The following is a 16,117-nucleotide window of genomic DNA, read 5'->3' on the forward strand; positions in this document are numbered from 1 at the left end:
CCACACCCTAGCGATGCGCGCATATCAGTGGGGACTTCCGGGTAGCGACGATGGTTGCACGAGTGGCTGTGCACCCTGATGCGCTTACCCCCACTCAAGCGGGATACGGCGGAAATCCAGCGGCCAGCTCCCGAACATCTTCACGGGCTCTCGAGGTCTCCGTCACACCCAGCAGCACCCCGGTGATCAGCTCGGCGATCCGGACCATCTCCGCCTCCCCCATGCCCTGTGTGGTGATCGCGGCCGTGCCGAGCCTGAGTCCCCGGGCGTCACCGTGCGGCAGCGCACAGCAGTCCATGACCAGGCCCGCAGCGGCGAGACGGCCCCGGGCGGTACGCCCGTCGACGCCGAGCGGGGCCGGGTCGGCGGTGATCAGATGGGTGTCCGTGCCGCCCGTGGTGACGACCATGCCCGCCGCGGCCAGCCGGGCCGCCAGAACCCGCGCATTGGCCACCACCTGATGGGCGTACGCGGAGAACGCCGGTGTTGCCGCCTCCCCGAACGCGACCGCCTTGGCGGCGATGGTGTGCATCTGCGCACCACCCTGTGTGAAAGGGAACACGGCCCGGTCGACCCGCTCGGCCAGCTCCGCACGGCACAGGAGCACACCGCCGCGCGGGCCCCGCAGCACCTTGTGGGTGGTTCCGCAGACGATGTCCGCGAACGGCACCGGATTCGGGGCCGCTCTCCCGGCGACGAGGCCGAGGGGGTGCGCGGCGTCCGCGATGAGGTGGGCGCCGACCTCGTCGGCGACCTCGCGGAAGAAGGCGTAGTCGACATGGCGCGGGTAGGCGATCGAGCCGCACACGATCGCCTTGGGCCGACGCGTGCGGGCCAGCGTGCGCACCTGCTCGTGGTCGATGAGCCCGGACTCGGCCTCCACCCCGTAGCCGACGAAGTCGAACCAGCGGCCGGAGAAGTTGGCGGGCGAGCCGTGCGTGAGATGCCCGCCGTAGGGCAGGCCGAGCGCGAGGACGGTGTCGCCGGGGCGGAGCAGGGCGGCGTAGGCGGCGAGCACCGCCGAAGAGCCCGAGTGCGCCTGGACGTTGGCGTGGTCGGCGCCGAACAGCGCCCTGGCCCGGTCGACCGCGAGGCGTTCGGCGACGTCGACGATCTCGCAGCCGCCGTGGTGCCGCGCCCCCGGGTAGCCCTCGGCGTACTTGTTGGCCAGCGGGGAGCCGAGCGCGGCCAGCACGGCCGGGGACGTGAAGTTCTCGGCGGCGATCAGCTGGAGCGTCGTCGACTGCCGCTCCCGCTCCCCGAGCAGGATGTCGGCGAGCTCGGGGTCCTGGCGGCGCAGGACATCGGCCTCGATGGCAGGGGTGACCGTCATGGTGGGCTCCGGGCGTCGACGGTGACACGTACGACCAATGTAGGCCCGGGACCTGCGGGGCGCTCGGCTGTTACGTCTTTGCGGGGACCCCGGTGAGGGCCGTGACGACCGGATCGAGTGCCTGGTGTATCTCGTCCCCGATGGAACGGAAGAACGTCAGGGGCGCGCCGTAGGGGTCGTAGACCTCGTCCGCCTCGGCGGTCGGCGCGAGCAGCCACCCGCGTAGAGCGGCCGCGGCGCGGACCAGGGCACGCGCACGGATGACCACGCCCTCCTCCAGGGGCGGCAGGGTCGCCGGGTCGATGGCCTTGACCAGGCGGGTGAACTCCTTGAGCGTGAAGGTGCGCAGACCCGCGGAGTGCCCCATGGAGATGACCTGCGCCCGGTGGTCCCGGGTGGCGGTCAGCACCAGGTCGGCGCGGATCACGTGCTCGTCGAGGAGCTCGCGCCCGGTGAAGCCGGAGGCGTCCGCGCCGAAGTCGGCCAGGACGGTCTCCGCGTGGGACTCCATGGGCGCGCCCTCGTGGCCCCAGGTGCCGGCGCTCTCCACGATCAGCCCGCCGCCCAGGATCCCGAGCCGCTCCCGCACCGCATGGCGGGTCAGCCGCTCGGTGATGGGCGAGCGGCACACGTTGCCGGTACTGACGTGGAGGATCCGGAAGCTGTCACGCGGAAGTCCCACGAAGGTCGTCGTGATCTCCGCCGCGCTTTCCCCGTTGCCTATGCCACGCCCCGATCCAGGGGCCGTCAATTCGCCACCTCGAGGTCGGGTACGACCTTTCGCAGCTCGTCCGCCGAGATGGCGCCCGCGCGCAGCAGCAGCGGCACCTCACGGGTCACGTCGACGATCGACGACGGGACGATGCCGGGGGTCGGGCCCCCGTCGAGGTAGACGGAGACGGAGTCGCCCAGCATCTGCTGCGCGGCGTCGCAGTCCTCCGGCGCCGGGTGGCCGGTCAGGTTGGCGGAGGAGACGGCCATGGGGCCGACCTCGGTGAGCAGCTCGATGGCGACCGGGTGCAGCGGCATGCGCACGGCGACGGTGCCACGCGTGTCCCCGAGGTCCCACTGGAGGGACGGCTGGTGCCGGGCGACGAGCGTCAGCGCGCCCGGCCAGAAGGCGTCGACCAGCTCCCAGGCCAGCTCGGAGAAGTCCGTGACGAGGCCGTGCAGCGTGTTCGGGGAGCCGATGAGGACGGGGGTGGGCATGTTGCGGCCCCGGCCCTTCGCGTCCAGCAGGTCGGCGACCGCCTCCGAGGAGAACGCGTCGGCGCCGATGCCGTACACCGTGTCCGTCGGCAGCACCACGAGCTCGCCACGGCGGACGGCGGACGCTGCCTCGCGCAGACCGGTCACACGGTCGGTCGCGTCGTTGGTGTCGTATCGCCGTGCCATCTTTAGCTGGCCTCCTCGTACACGTGCTGCTGGGATGAAGTCCGCGAAGAGCGCGGGGTGCCCGGTGTGCTCACGGCAGTGCCTTGCGGGCCGTGGCGAAGCGCGGGCGGTTGTTGAGGTCCGGGTGGTCGGCGGCGTCGGCCCAGCCCCGCTCCTCGGTGAAGATCCACGGCACCTGTCCGCCCTGGGTGTCGGCGTGCTCCACGACCACGACGCCACCGGGGCGCAGCAGCCGGTGGGCGGTGCGTTCCAGGCCGCGGATGAGGTCCAGACCGTCCTCGCCGGAGAAGAGGGCCATGCCGGGGTCGTAGTCCCGCGCTTCGGGGGCGACGTACTCCCACTCGGTGAGCGGGATGTACGGCGGGTTGGTGATGACCAGGTCGACCTGGCCGTCCAGATCGGGGAAGGCGGTGAGGGCGTTGCCCTGCCGCAGGTCGACCCTGGACCCCTCGACGTTCTTGCGGGTCCACTTGAGGGCGTCCTCGGACAGCTCCACGGCGTGCACGCGCGAGCGCGGCACCTCCTGGGCGAGGGCGAGGGCGATGGCGCCGGAGCCGGTGCACAGGTCGACGATGCACGGCTCGACGACGTCCATGGCCCGCACGGCGTCTATGGCCCAGCCGACCACGGACTCCGTCTCGGGCCGCGGCACGAACACCCCTGGGCCGACCTGGAGTTCCAGGTACCGGAAGTAGGCGCGCCCGGTGATGTGCTGGAGCGGTTCGCGGGCCTCGCGGCGGGCGATGACCTCCCAGTAGCGGGCGTCGAAGTCGGAGTCCTTGACGGAGTGCAGCTCGCCGCGCTTGACGCCGTGCACGAACGCGGCGAGTTCCTCCGCGTCGGTGCGCGGCGAGGGCACGCCGGCGTCGGCGAGCCGCTGGGTGGCCTGGGCCACCTCCGCGAGCAGCAGGTTCACGCAAGTCCTCCGTAGTACTCGTACGCGATCTCGTACGTGCTCGTGCCTGCCTTACGCAGCCGCCAGCTTCGCCGCGGAGTCCGCGTCGACACAGGCCTGGATCACCGCGTCGAGGTCGCCGTCCAGGACCTGGTCCAGGTTGTACGCCTTGAAGCCGACGCGGTGGTCCGAGAGGCGGTTCTCCGGGAAGTTGTACGTGCGGATCTTCTCGGAGCGGTCGACGGTGCGGACCTGGCTGCGGCGGGCGTCGGCGGCCTCCCGCTCCGCCTCCTCCTGCGCCGCTGCGAGCAGCCTGGAGCGCAGGATACGCAGTGCCTGCTCCTTGTTCTGCAGCTGGCTCTTCTCGTTCTGGCAGGAGGCGACGACTCCGGTGGGAAGGTGTGTGATGCGCACGGCGGAGTCGGTGGTGTTGACGGACTGTCCGCCGGGCCCGGAGGACCGGTAGACATCGATGCGCAGGTCGTTCGGGTTGATCTCGACGTCGACCTCCTCGGCCTCGGGCGTGACGAGCACACCGGCGGCGGAGGTGTGGATACGGCCCTGGGACTCCGTCGCGGGCACGCGCTGCACGCGGTGCACGCCGCCCTCGTACTTCAGCCGGGCCCAGACGCCCTGTCCGGGCTCGGTGGCGCCCTGGCCGCCCTTGGTCTTCACGGCGACCTGGACGTCCTTGTAGCCGCCCAGCTCGGACTCGGTGGCGTCGATGATCTCGGTCTTCCAGCCGACGCGCTCGGCGTAGCGCAGGTACATGCGCAGCAGGTCGCCGGCGAACAGGGCCGACTCGTCGCCGCCCGCGCCCGCCTTGATCTCGAGGATGACGTCCTTGTCGTCGCTGGGGTCGCGCGGGACCAGCAGGAGGCGCAGCTTCTCGGTGAGCTCCTCGCGCTGCTTCTCCAGTTCCTTGACCTCGGCGGCGAAGTCGGGGTCGTCGGCGGCCAGTTCGCGCGCGGTCCCGATGTCGTCGCCCGTCTGCGTCCAGGAGCGGTAGGTGGCGACGATGGGGGTGAGCTCGGCGTAACGCTTGTTCAGCTTGCGCGCGTTGGCCTGGTCGGCGTGGACCGACGGATCGGCGAGCTTCTTCTCCAGGTCGGCGTGCTCGGCGACGAGTTCCTCGACGGCCTCGAACATCTTGGGCTCCTGTGTACGGACGGGGGTGAAGGGCGGGCGACCAAAAACGCCGGTCCCGGCGCGCCCGGTGAAGGGGCGCTGCCGTGGACCGGCGAATTGAGACTCGCTACTTCTTGGAGCCGGCGGCCTTGCCGAAGCGGGCCTCGAAGCGGGCCACACGGCCACCGGTGTCGAGGATCTTCTGCTTGCCCGTGTAGAACGGGTGGCACTCGGAGCAGACATCGGCGCGGATGGTGCCGGACTCGATGGTGCTGCGGGTGGTGAACGACGCGCCACAGGTGCAGCTGACCTGCGTCTCGACGTACTCGGGGTGGATGTCGCGCTTCAAGGTGTCTCCTAGGTTCGGGAGGGCGCCGGGTCGCTGACGCGGGATACGGGAGCGTGAACCGGAGCCGACGTACCAGTCTGCCAGGACTGGGGCCTACTCCCAAAACCGGGGGTTGTTGTGATCTATTCCGCGCGGGCCGACCCCGCCCCTCACGGGGCGGTCACCACGCCCTTGGCCTCGCCTGTCGCCGATCCCGACGTCGCCGACCTCGGGATCGGCTTGTCGTTCTCCAGGGCCTTCCAGATCTGGTCGGCCTTCTTCTTCTGGAGGAGGACGCGGTTGGGGTCGGCCGGGTCGTAGGCCACCGGCATCGTGATCATGTGCATGTTGGACGGGCTGATGCCCTTGAGTCCGTTCGCGAAGGACGCGAGCTTGTTGACCGAGCCGAGGTCGGAGTCGGCCGTCACCGTCTTGGTCGCGGTTTCGGCGAGGTCGAGCAGCTTCTTCGGGTTCGAGAAGACGCCGACGTCCTTGAGCTGGTTGACCAGGGCCTTGATGAAGGCCTGCTGGAGCTGGATGCGGCCCAGGTCGGAGCCGTCGCCGACGCCGTGTCTGGTGCGGACCAGGCCGAGGGCCTGCTTGCCGTCGAGCGTGTGGGTGCCGGCCTTCAGCTTCAGATGGCTGTCGGGGTCGTCGATGCTCTCGGTCGTGGTGATCTCGACGCCGCCGAGGTCGTCGATGAGCTTCTGGAAGCCTGCGAAGTCGACCTCGAGGTAGTGGTCCATGCGCAGGTCGGTGATCGACTCGACGGTCTTCACGGCGCAGGCGGCACCACCGGTGGAGTACGCGGAGTTGAACATCGCGTTCCGCGCGGCCGGGTGCTCGTTGCCCTGGGTGTCCGTGCAGGCGGGGCGGTCGATGAGGGTGTCGCGCGGGATGGAGACCACGCTGGCCTTCTTGTGGCCCTTGTAGATGTGCACGATCATCGCCGTGTCGGAGCGGGCGCTGCCGTCGTCGGTGCCGCCGCCGAGCTTCTTGTTGCTGCCGGAACGGGTGTCCGAGCCGAGGACGAGGATGTTCTCCGAGCCGTTGTCGGCCTTCTTGGGCCGGTCCGTGCCGAGGGCCTGGTCGATGTCGACGCTCTTGAGGTTGCCGTTGAGCTTGAAGTACAGGTACCCGGCGCCGGCGCCGCCGACCACGACGATGCCCGCGGCGGTCCAGGCCGTGATCATCAAGCCCTTGCGTCGCCGCTGGGGCTTGCGGCGCTTGCCCTTGCCGCGGTGACGTGCTCCGTCTGTGCCGGTATCGCCCGGTATACCCGGTCCCGGTGTGCTCTCGGCAGACATGTACTCCTCAGCTCTTCTACGGTCGGTTACCCCCTGCGGTCAGTACCAGGCGTGGCCGGAGAAGACCCTTCCTCGCACTATCGTCGCCCCACCTGGGAGGACGGGGAAACTCGGGAAAGGGTTGCACAACGGACTGTGCCCACCGCGTGCGGCGGTGGGCACAGTGCGTGTTCGTCACAGCGGGGTGAGCCTCGCTCACCTGCGGTTTCAGCCGAAGATGTCGTACTGCTTGAAATCGGTGCCGACGGACTTCCTTGTGGCAAAGATCTCGCTCGTCCCCTTGCCGGTGCCCGCGTACAGGTAGAGCGTGCCCCCGGGGGTGCGGGCCAGGAAGTCGGCCCTGCCGTCGCCGGTGACGTCGCCGGGCGCGTCGAAGGCGTTGTAGCCGTCCCACGTGCGCACCTTGACCCGGGCCGAGAAGGCGCCCGAGCCGGACTTGCCGGTGCCCTTGTAGAGGTAGAGGTAGCTGTTCGACTTGCTGCGGGCGATCAGGTCGGTCTTGCCGTCCCCGTTGAAGTCGCCCTTGCCGCGCACGGAGTTGTACTGGTTCCAGCCGGAGCCGACCTGCACGCGGGTCGCGAAGGTGCCGTTGCCCTTGCCCGGGTAGATCCACAGGACGCCCGCGGAGTCGACCGAGAGCAGGTCGGGCAGGTAGTCGCCGGTGACGTCACCGGGGGTGACGATCCGGGTGCGGGTCTTCCAGTTGTCGGCGATCTGCTTGGTGGTGCCCGTACGGCCGGAGGCCCAGAAGACGTCGCCGTCGCTGCTGCGCCGGTAGACGAGGTCCTGGTAGCCGTCGCGGTCGAGATCCGTCTGCAGGACGACGTTCACGCCGTTCCAGTTGCCCCAGGACTGGCGGGCGGCGAACGCCGTGCCCGTGGAGTCCTTGGAGTAGCCGGTCTTGGTGGAGGCGTTGCGCACCCACAGGTCGGCCTTGCTGTCGCCGCTGAGGTTGGCGTCGTCGACGCGCGGGTAGGCGGCGCCCACGTACGTGCTGACCTTGCTGAAGACGCTGTAGGCGCCCTTGGCGACGCAGTCGGTGACACCCCAGGACACGACGCCGACGATCCGGTTGTTCACGACCAGAGGGCCACCGGAGTCGCCGTTGCAGGCGGAGACGGTGCCGGCGTCGCTGCCGGTGGCGGGCTTGCCCGCGCAGACCATGTGGCCCTTGACGAAGTCCGTGCCGTACGCGCCGGAGCAGGTCGTGTCGGACTGCATGGGCAGCGTGGCGGTCTTCAGCGTCTCGGAGATGTCGTCGCTGGTGGAGCTGGTGCGGCCCCAGCCGTAGACCTTGGCGCTGACGCCGGCCTTGTACGACGCGGTGTCACCGGACGTCGTCATGCGGATGGGCGTGGCCTTGACCGCTGTGTCGAGCGTCAGCAGCGCGATGTCGTTGTCGATGGTCGTCGCGTTGTACGACGGGTGGTTCCACTGCCGCCAGACCGCCGTGGCGGTACCGCCGTGCAGGTCGGTGCCGTTGCCAGAGGGCAGCTGGGAGGTGCCGGTGACGACGGCACCGTTGGCCTTCCAGTTGTAGCCCTTGACGCAGTGCGCGGCGGTGAGGATCTTCGTCGGCGCGACGACGGCGCCGCCGCAGAAGAAGCCGATGTCGTCGCCGGTGCTGGAGGTGCCCCGGTCGTCGTAGTAGTGGAGCTGCGCCATCCACGGAGCCGTGCTGATGGTGGTCTCGTTGCCGCCGATGACCTTCGGGTCGATACTGCCGACGACGGTGCCCGCGGTGAGCGCGGTCTTGCTCGTCTCGCCGGCGACGTCGTCACCGGCCATGGCGCCCGCGACGCGCTTCTCCAGCTCGGCGGACGACGGCGAGTCGGCGGCCGGCCTGACCTTCGGCTGCGGCAGCGGGGTGGCCGCACCGGCGGAGGTCGTCAGCAGCGCGCCGGCCACGGCGGCGGCGACACCGGCCGCGGCGACGGGCAGTGCTATGCGTATCCGGCGTCTGTGCCGACCGCCCCCGGGCATGGGTGTACCCACGAATGTCCCCCCTCGGGATCACAAGTTCGAAGAGAGCGTGATCCTATACGCACACGAACAGCACAGAGGGCCGCCCCCGGTTCGGGGAACGGCCCTCTTGTGCGGTCCTTACGCGGTCGACCTGCCTCAGTCGCCGTTGCCCGGCGTCGGGGTGGTCTTCTGGATCTGCATCAGGAACTCGGCGTTCGACTTCGTCTGCTTCATCTTGTCGAGAAGGAGCTCGACCGCCTGCTGCTGGTCGAGCGCGTGCAGCACCCGGCGCAGCTTCCAGACGATGGACAGCTCGTCCGGGGCCAGCAGGATCTCTTCCTTGCGGGTGCCGGACGCGTCGACGTCCACCGCCGGGAAGATGCGCTTGTCGGCGAGCTTCCGGTCGAGCTTCAGCTCGGCGTTGCCGGTGCCCTTGAACTCCTCGAAGATCACCTCGTCCATGCGGGACCCGGTGTCCACCAGGGCGGTGGCGAGGATCGTCAGCGAGCCGCCGTCCTCGATGTTGCGGGCCGCACCGAAGAAGCGCTTAGGCGGGTAGAGCGCCGTCGAGTCGACACCACCGGACAGGATGCGGCCGGAGGCCGGGGCGGCGAGGTTGTACGCGCGGCCCAGACGGGTGATCGAGTCGAGCAGCACGACCACGTCGTGGCCCAGCTCCACCAGACGCTTGGCGCGCTCGATGGCCAGCTCGGCGACGGTGGTGTGGTCCTCGGCCGGGCGGTCGAAGGTCGAGGAGATGACCTCGCCCTTCACCGACCGCTGCATGTCGGTGACCTCTTCCGGACGCTCGTCGACGAGGACGACCATCAGGTGGCACTCGGGGTTGTTGTGGGTGATCGCGTTGGCGATCGCCTGCATGATCATGGTCTTGCCGGTCTTCGGCGGGGCCACGATCAGACCACGCTGGCCCTTACCGATCGGCGCGACGAGGTCGATGATGCGAGTGGTGAGGACGCCCGGGTCCGTCTCCAGACGGAGCCGGTCCTGCGGGTACAGCGGCGTCAGCTTGTTGAACTCCGGCCGCCCGCGGCCCGATTCGGGCGCCATGCCGTTGACGGAGTCGAGCCGCACCAGCGCGTTGAACTTCTCGCGCCGCTCGCCGTCCTTGGGCTGGCGCACGGCACCGGTGACGTGGTCACCCTTGCGCAGGCCGTTCTTGCGGACCTGGGCGAGGGAGACGTACACGTCGTTCGGGCCGGGCAGGTAGCCCGACGTGCGGATGAACGCGTAGTTGTCGAGGATGTCCAGGATGCCCGCGACGGGGATCAGGACGTCGTCCTCGTTGATCTGCGGCTCGGAGGCGATGTCGTCGCGGCCGCGACGGCCCCGGCGGTCGCGGTAGCGCCCGCGACGGCCACGACGCCCGCCCTCGAAGTCGTCGTCGTCCTGCTGCTGCTGACCACGGTCCTGACGGCCGCCGCCGCCCTGGCCCTGCTGCTGGCCGCGCTGGCCGCCGCCCTGCTGGTCGTCACCCTTGCCGCCGCGGCGGTCGCGGTCCCGGCCACCGCGGTCACCTCGGTCGCCACGGTCACGGCGGTCGCGACGACGGCCCTCGCCGCCGTCACCGGCGTCGGACTTGGCGTCGTTGCCCTGGGACTGCTGCTGCGACTGCGCGGGCGTCTCGGCCTTGGTGTCGTTCTTCGCCTCGGCGACGATGGTCTCCGCGCCGGCGGAAGCCGGGGCTCCGGCCTCGGCGGTGGCTCGGCGACGGCGGCGCTCGGGCGCCTCGTCCCCCCCGTCACGGGAGGGGCCGCCAGCCGGCTGGCCGGGGATCTCGATCTGCTGCTGGGCCACGGCCTTGTCGGCCTTGTCCGCGGGGGCCTGGGGGGCCTCCTTCGCGTCCGCCTTCTTGTCCGCCTTCTCGGCGTTGTCGCCCGTACGGGTCCGCGAGGTGGCGCGGCGCTTGGGCTTGGTCTCGGCGGGCGCGTCGGCCTTCGCGGCCGGGGCGGCGCCGCCGGACCCCTGTGCCTCCTTGATGACCTCGATCAGCTGGCTCTTGCGCATACGCGCGGTGCCCCTGATGCCGAGGCCGGATGCGACCTGCTGCAGTTCGGCCAGCACCATGCCCTCGAGGCCGGTACCGCGGCGCCGCCGGGAGCCGGCACCGGTGGCAGGCGCGGAGGCGTCCGTGGCGGGCGCGGCAGCGGTCTCCTCGACACGTGCGCCCATCAGATCGGTGGTGTCGCTCACGAAGGGTCCTTCCCTGGAGCGGACGTCGGCCTGTCTGGCTCGGCGACCGGTTGTGCTGTCCGACTTCGGTCCGTGTGGTGTGAACCGTGCCGGGGCGGTGGTCCGCCTAAGCGGCGGAGGAATCTGGTGATGGCGCTTCCTTGAGCCGTGGCACCCAGTGTCAGTGTCACGCGGCGTGGTCGCACCGGTTCCGGAGCATGCCCTGCGCCCCGCTCAGTGCCCTTGTACGGCGTACGGTCCGACGTACAGAACACAGTGCGGCTTGGGGGGCTCCCGGAAGAATGTCTGTCCCGGACGGGGACACAAGGCACCTCGCCATGGTGGGGTCGGGTGCAGACTTGAGGTTAACACTACCGGATCCAACAAACATTCCCCCTCTCGAAATCCAGCAACCGCGCCGTTTCAGATAGCACCGGAGGCGGCGAGCGGCAGCACGCTCGCGCCCTGCTGATCGAGGCGCATCCGGTTCGCGGCCCATTCCGCGCCCGCCAGGGCCTCGACCTTGTCCGCGGTCTCCGCGTCGGCCAGGGCCATGACCGTGGGTCCGGCCCCGGAGATGACCGCAGGGATGCCGTCGCCCCGCAGCCGCTCCACCAGTGCCGCACTCTCGGGCATGGCCGGTGCCCGGTACTCCTGGTGCAGCCGGTCCTCGGTGGCGGGCAGCAGCAGTTCGGGGCGGCGCGTCATGGCCTCGACGAGCAGGGCGGCGCGGCCCGCGTTGGTGGCCGCGTCGACGTGCGGAACGGTGCGCGGGAGCAGGCCGCGCGCCGTCTCGGTCAGGACCGGCTTTCCGGGGACGAAAACCACCGGAACGATGGAATCGGCGGGCTCCATCCTGATCGCGCGGGCGGCGCCGGCCTCCATCCAGGACAGCGTGAAGCCGCCGAGCAGGCACGCCGCGACGTTGTCGGGGTGGCCCTCGATCTCGGTGGCGAGCTCCAGCAGCGCCGTGTCGTCGAGCTTGGCGTCGGCCCCTATGGTCACCGCGCGGGCGGCGACGATCCCGGCGCAGATGGCGGCCGAGGAGGAGCCGAGGCCCCGGCCGTGCGGAATGCGGTTGGCGCAGACGATTTCCAGACCGCGCGGCTGTCCGCCCAGCAGGTCGAAGGCGGTGCGCAGGGAACGCACGAGAAGGTGCTGCTCGTCGCGCGGGAGCGTCTCGCTTCCCTCACCCGCGATGTCGATGTGCAGCCCGGAGTCGGCCACCCGGACGACCACGTCGTCGTACAAGCCCAGCGCGAGGCCGAGGGCGTCGAAGCCCGGGCCGAGGTTGGCGCTGGTGGCGGGGACGCGCACCCGGACGGCGGCGGCGCGGAACGCTGGACCGGCCATCGCTCGATGACTCTCCTTGAGCTGCGGTGATTGTCGAATGACGTTCAGTGGACATTCGATGGCGTACGAGAACCCTGGGGGCCGCTGCCGGCCGTGACGGCCGGCCGCTGTCCCGGCCGCGGAGACGGCGCGGCACCGCGCTCCGTGCGGAGGCATATGCGGCGGGCGGGTTCAGTACAGCCTATCGAAGGAAGGTTCTGTGGCGACATAGGGCGCACAGGAGGCGCACGATGCGTGTCGTAAGCCCCCTGTGCACCCCCCGTGGGGAACACCCCCGGACAAGCGCCGTCCTACGCCGGACCGTGTCCGGCGTTGCGCCGGCGCTCGGCGCGTCGCCGCAGGTCAGGCCAGGCCGAGGCGCTCAGCGGCGGCCACCGCGTCGACCGGCACGGTGACCGGCTGCGGGGCACCGGCGACGGCCCAGTCGGGGTCCTTCAGACCGTTGCCGGTGACGGTGCACACGATCCGCTGCCCCGGGTCGACCTTGCCCTGCTCGGCGGCCTTCAGCAGACCGGCGACGGACGCGGCGGACGCCGGCTCGACGAAGACGCCCTCCTGCGACGCCAACAGCCGGTAGGCGCGCAGGATCTCACGGTCCGTCACCTCGTCGATGGCGCCACCCGACTCGTCCCGCGCGGCGAGCGCGTACTGCCAGGAGGCCGGGTTGCCGATGCGGATGGCCGTGGCGATGGTCGAGGGGTCCTTGACGACCTCGCCGCGCACGATCGGGGCGCTGCCGGAGGCCTGGAAGCCCCACATCCGCGGCTTGCGGGACGCCACACCATCGGCGGCGTACTCCGTGTAGCCCTTCCAATAGGCCGTGATGTTGCCCGCGTTGCCGACCGGCAGGACGTGGATGTCGGGCGCGTCGCCGAGCATGTCCACGATCTCGAAGGCGGCCGTCTTCTGACCCTCGATACGTACCGGGTTGACCGAATTGACCAGCGAGACGGGGTAGTTGTCGCTCAGGCCGCGGGCGAGGGTGAGGCAGTCGTCGAAGTTGCCGTCGACCTGGAGGATCTTCGCGCCGTGCACGAGGGCCTGGCCCATCTTGCCGAGCGCGATCTTGCCCTGCGGCACGAGTACCGCGCAGACCATCCCGGCCCGCACGGCGTACGCGGCGGCGGAGGCCGACGTGTTGCCGGTGGAGGCGCAGATGACGGCCTTCGCGCCCTCCTCCTTGGCCCTGGTGATGGCCATGGTCATGCCGCGGTCCTTGAAGGACCCGGTCGGGTTCGCACCCTCGACCTTGAGGTGAACCTCGCAGCCCGTGCGCTCGGAGAGCACCTGCGCGGGCACGAGGGGCGTACCGCCCTCGCGGAGCGTCACGACCGGCGTGCTGTCGGAGACGGGCAGCCGGTCCCGGTACTCCTCGATGATTCCGCGCCACTGGTGGGTCATTGCTGGTTACTCTCCTTCAACCCGCATGATGCTGGCGACACCACGCACGGTGTCGAGCTTGCGCAACGCCTCGACGGTCCCGGTGAGGGCCGCGTCGGACGCACGGTGCGTGACGACGACGAGGGAGGCCTCGCCGTCCTTCCCCGACTGGCGAACCGTATCGATCGAGACTCCGTGCTCGGCGAAGACGGTCGCGACCTGGGCGAGAACACCCGGTTTGTCGGCCACGTCGAGGCTGATGTGGTACCGCGTGACGACGTCACCCATCGGGGACACCGGCAGCGCGGCGTAGGCGGACTCGCCCGGTCCGGTCGTGCCGCTCAGACGGTTGCGGCAGACGGCGACGAGGTCGCCGAGCACGGCGGAGGCGGTCGGGGAACCGCCCGCTCCGGGGCCGTAGAACATGAGCTGCCCGGCGGCGTCGGACTCGACGAACACGGCGTTGTAGGCGCCGCGGACGGAGGCCAGCGGGTGGCTCAGCGGAATCATGGCCGGGTGCACGCGCGCGGTGACGGACGCCCCGTCGCCGGCCCGCTCGCAGATGGCGAGCAGTTTGATGGTGCAGCCCATCTCCTTCGCGGATGCGAAGTCGGCCGCCGTCACCTCGGTCATGCCCTCGCGGTAGACGTCGTCGAGGCGCACGCGCGTGTGGAAGGCGATGCCGGCGAGGATCGCGGCCTTGGCGGCGGCGTCGAAGCCCTCGACGTCGGCGGTCGGGTCGGCTTCCGCGTACCCCAGGGCGGTGGCCTCGTCGAGGGCCTCCTGGTAGCCGGCGCCGGTGGAGTCCATCGCGTCGAGGATGAAGTTCGTCGTGCCGTTGACGATGCCCATCACCCGGTTGATCTTGTCGCCCGCGAGGGACTCGCGCAGCGGCCGGATCAGCGGGATGGCACCGGCGACGGCGGCCTCGTAGTAGAGGTCCTTGTCGTGCTGCTCGGCGACGGCGTGCAGGGCGGCGCCGTCCTGGGCGAGCAGCGCCTTGTTGGCGGAGACGACGGAGGCGCCGTGCTCGAAGGCGGTGGTGATGAGGCCGCGCGCGGGCTCGATGCCGCCGATGACCTCGACCACGACGTCGATGTCGCCGCGTTTGACGAGGGCGGTGGCGTCGGTGGTGATGAGCTCGGGAGCGATGCCCTCACGCACGCGGTCGGGCCGCCGCACGGCGACACCCGCGAGCTCCACCGGGGCCCCGATCCGGGCCGTGAGGTCGTCGGCGTGCGTCGTCATGATGCGCGCCACCTCTGAGCCGACCACTCCACAGCCCAGCAGCGCCACCTTCAGCGGACGCGTACGCATCATCCGACCTCGTTTCCTCTTTACCGTCTACGGTGGAACCAGTCTCACTCACCGGACGGGAGTTTCTGCCCCCGGTCCGGATCGTGAGATGTCTATTTCATTTTCACGGGGGCGGCAGACAGGAGATCTTCCGCCGCCGACTTCTCCGCCCCGGTCGCTCAGCCCACGTCGAGGCGCAGCAGGTCCTCCTCGGTCTCGCGGCGGACGATCACCCGGGCCTCACCGCCGTCGACGGCGACGACCGGCGGGCGGAGCACGTGGTTGTAGTTGCTGGCCATCGACCGGCAGTACGCGCCGGTGGCCGGTACGGCGACGAGGTCACCCGGTGCCAGGTCGGCCGGCAGGAACGCGTCCTTGACCACGATGTCCCCGCTCTCGCAGTGCTTGCCGACGACCCGGGCGAGCATCGGCCCGGCGTCGGAGGTGCGCGAGACCAGCGCGATGCTGTATTCGGCGTCGTACAGCGCGGTGCGGATGTTGTCCGACATGCCGCCGTCGACCGAGACGTAGGTCCGCAGCCCGTCGAGGGGCTTGATGGTGCCGACCTCGTAGAGCGTGAAGGCGGTCGGGCCGACGATGGCCCGGCCCGGCTCGACGGAGATGCGCGGCGTGCGCAGCTTGGCGGCCTCGCACTCCCTGGTGACGATCTCGGTGAGCGCCTTGGCGATCTCGTGCGGCTCGCGAGGGTCGTCGTCGCTGGTGTACGCGATGCCGAGCCCGCCGCCGAGGTCGATCTCGGGCAGCTCGACGCCGTGCTCGTCGCGGACGGCCTTCAGCAGCGAGACGACCCGGTGCGCGGCGACCTCGAACCCGGACATGTCGAAGATCTGCGACCCGATGTGGCTGTGGATGCCGACGAGCTCGAGCCCCTCGAGCTGCAGTGCCCGGCGTACGGCCTCGGCTGCCTGCCCGCCGGCCAGCGGGATGCCGAACTTCTGGTCCTCGTGGGCCGTGGCGATGAACTCGTGGGTGTGGGCCTCGACGCCGACGGTGATGCGGATGAGCACCTTCTGCCGCGTGTCGAGGCTCTGCGCGATGTGCGCGACGCGGACGATCTCCTGGAAGGAGTCGAGGACGATGTGCCCGACTCCGGCCTCGACGGCCCGGATGATCTCGTCGACGGACTTGTTGTTGCCGTGGAAGGCGATGCGGTCGGCGGGCATGCCGGCGGAGAGGGCGGTGGCCAGCTCGCCGCCCGAGCAGACGTCGACGTTCAGGCCCTCCTCGTCGAGCCAGCGCACCACGGCACGGGAGAGGAACGCCTTGCCGGCGTAGAAGACGTCGGCCTCGGTCCCGAAGGCGGTACGCCAGGCACGCGCGCGGGCCCGGAAGTCGGCCTCGTCCAGGACGTAGGCGGGGGTGCCGTACTCCTCGGCGAGCCGAGTGACGGGGATGCCGACGACCTCGTCGAGGAGGTCCTGCGGCGCGGGCCTCGCTACGGGCACGCGACGACCGGGTTCAGCGGGAACGCCGTGCTCCTCTCGTGCCCCGCCGAGGTGCGTGCCGTCGTAATCGCGGACGTCGTG

Annotated in this window: 13 protein-coding genes; all 13 read right to left on the reverse strand. The window is 70.5% G+C overall.

Features of this window, described 5'->3' with window-relative positions:
- Nucleotides 1-94: 94 nt before the first annotated feature.
- Entirely contained in the window at nt 95-1,333 is a 1,239-nt protein-coding gene (gene glyA / locus K4G64_RS16450; protein WP_221756786.1) for a serine hydroxymethyltransferase, read from the reverse strand.
- A gap of 70 nt (nt 1,334-1,403) precedes the next feature.
- On the reverse strand, nt 1,404-2,084 hold the full coding sequence (locus K4G64_RS16455; RefSeq protein WP_142159456.1) for a protein-tyrosine-phosphatase: 681 nt from the start codon (nt 2,082-2,084) through the stop codon (nt 1,404-1,406).
- Nucleotides 2,081-2,728, reverse strand: a complete 648-nt coding sequence (locus tag K4G64_RS16460; protein WP_221756787.1) for an L-threonylcarbamoyladenylate synthase — start codon at nt 2,726-2,728, stop codon at nt 2,081-2,083. The genes K4G64_RS16455 and K4G64_RS16460 overlap by 4 nt, the downstream gene beginning before the upstream one ends.
- 70 nt (nt 2,729-2,798) lie before the next feature.
- On the reverse strand, nt 2,799-3,644 hold the full coding sequence (prmC, locus tag K4G64_RS16465; RefSeq protein WP_221756788.1) for a peptide chain release factor N(5)-glutamine methyltransferase: 846 nt from the start codon (nt 3,642-3,644) through the stop codon (nt 2,799-2,801).
- A gap of 51 nt (nt 3,645-3,695) precedes the next feature.
- Nucleotides 3,696-4,772 (reverse strand): peptide chain release factor 1, encoded by a 1,077-nt coding sequence (prfA, locus tag K4G64_RS16470; RefSeq protein ID WP_221756789.1) that lies wholly within the window; start codon nt 4,770-4,772, stop codon nt 3,696-3,698.
- Between the two features lie 106 nt (nt 4,773-4,878).
- The gene (gene rpmE / locus K4G64_RS16475; RefSeq protein ID WP_003992975.1) at nt 4,879-5,100 is read right to left on the reverse strand and encodes a 50S ribosomal protein L31; all 222 of its coding nucleotides are present in this window, start codon (nt 5,098-5,100) and stop codon (nt 4,879-4,881) included.
- 149 nt (nt 5,101-5,249) lie between these two features.
- Entirely contained in the window at nt 5,250-6,386 is a 1,137-nt protein-coding gene (locus K4G64_RS16480; RefSeq protein WP_221756790.1) for an LCP family protein, read from the reverse strand.
- A gap of 207 nt (nt 6,387-6,593) precedes the next feature.
- A complete protein-coding gene (locus K4G64_RS16485; RefSeq protein WP_221756796.1) occupies nt 6,594-8,369 on the reverse strand; it encodes a trypsin-like serine protease in 1,776 nt (591 codons plus the stop codon).
- A 138-nt stretch (nt 8,370-8,507) separates the two neighbouring features.
- The gene (gene rho, locus K4G64_RS16490) at nt 8,508-10,562 is read right to left on the reverse strand and encodes a transcription termination factor Rho (protein WP_221756791.1); all 2,055 of its coding nucleotides are present in this window, start codon (nt 10,560-10,562) and stop codon (nt 8,508-8,510) included.
- Between the two features lie 402 nt (nt 10,563-10,964).
- Entirely contained in the window at nt 10,965-11,894 is a 930-nt protein-coding gene (gene thrB / locus K4G64_RS16495) for a homoserine kinase (RefSeq protein ID WP_221756792.1), read from the reverse strand.
- 342 nt (nt 11,895-12,236) lie between these two features.
- Nucleotides 12,237-13,295 (reverse strand): threonine synthase, encoded by a 1,059-nt coding sequence (gene thrC, locus K4G64_RS16500; protein ID WP_221756793.1) that lies wholly within the window; start codon nt 13,293-13,295, stop codon nt 12,237-12,239.
- Nucleotides 13,296-13,301: 6 nt separating this feature from the next.
- A complete protein-coding gene (locus K4G64_RS16505; protein ID WP_221756794.1) occupies nt 13,302-14,594 on the reverse strand; it encodes a homoserine dehydrogenase in 1,293 nt (430 codons plus the stop codon).
- A 155-nt stretch (nt 14,595-14,749) separates the two neighbouring features.
- Nucleotides 14,750-16,036, reverse strand: a complete 1,287-nt coding sequence (gene lysA, locus K4G64_RS16510; protein ID WP_374206417.1) for a diaminopimelate decarboxylase — start codon at nt 16,034-16,036, stop codon at nt 14,750-14,752.
- Between the last annotated feature and the right edge of the window lie 81 nt (nt 16,037-16,117).

The sequence above is a fragment of the Streptomyces sp. WAC04114 genome (assembly GCF_019733245.1).
GTDB classification, from domain to species: domain Bacteria; phylum Actinomycetota; class Actinomycetes; order Streptomycetales; family Streptomycetaceae; genus Streptomyces; species Streptomyces massasporeus_A.

Coding starts and splice junctions, on each gene's coding strand:
- prfA (WP_221756789.1), bottom strand. CDS start 4,772: ATGTTCGAGGCCGTCGAGGAACTCGTCGCCGAGCACGCCGACCTGGAG.
- K4G64_RS16460 (WP_221756787.1), bottom strand. CDS start 2,728: ATGGCACGGCGATACGACACCAACGACGCGACCGACCGTGTGACCGGT.
- thrB (WP_221756792.1), bottom strand. CDS start 11,894: ATGGCCGGTCCAGCGTTCCGCGCCGCCGCCGTCCGGGTGCGCGTCCCC.
- thrC (WP_221756793.1), bottom strand. CDS start 13,295: ATGACCCACCAGTGGCGCGGAATCATCGAGGAGTACCGGGACCGGCTG.
- K4G64_RS16505 (WP_221756794.1), bottom strand. CDS start 14,594: ATGATGCGTACGCGTCCGCTGAAGGTGGCGCTGCTGGGCTGTGGAGTG.
- K4G64_RS16480 (WP_221756790.1), bottom strand. CDS start 6,386: ATGTCTGCCGAGAGCACACCGGGACCGGGTATACCGGGCGATACCGGC.
- K4G64_RS16485 (WP_221756796.1), bottom strand. CDS start 8,369: ATGCCCGGGGGCGGTCGGCACAGACGCCGGATACGCATAGCACTGCCC.
- glyA (WP_221756786.1), bottom strand. CDS start 1,333: ATGACGGTCACCCCTGCCATCGAGGCCGATGTCCTGCGCCGCCAGGAC.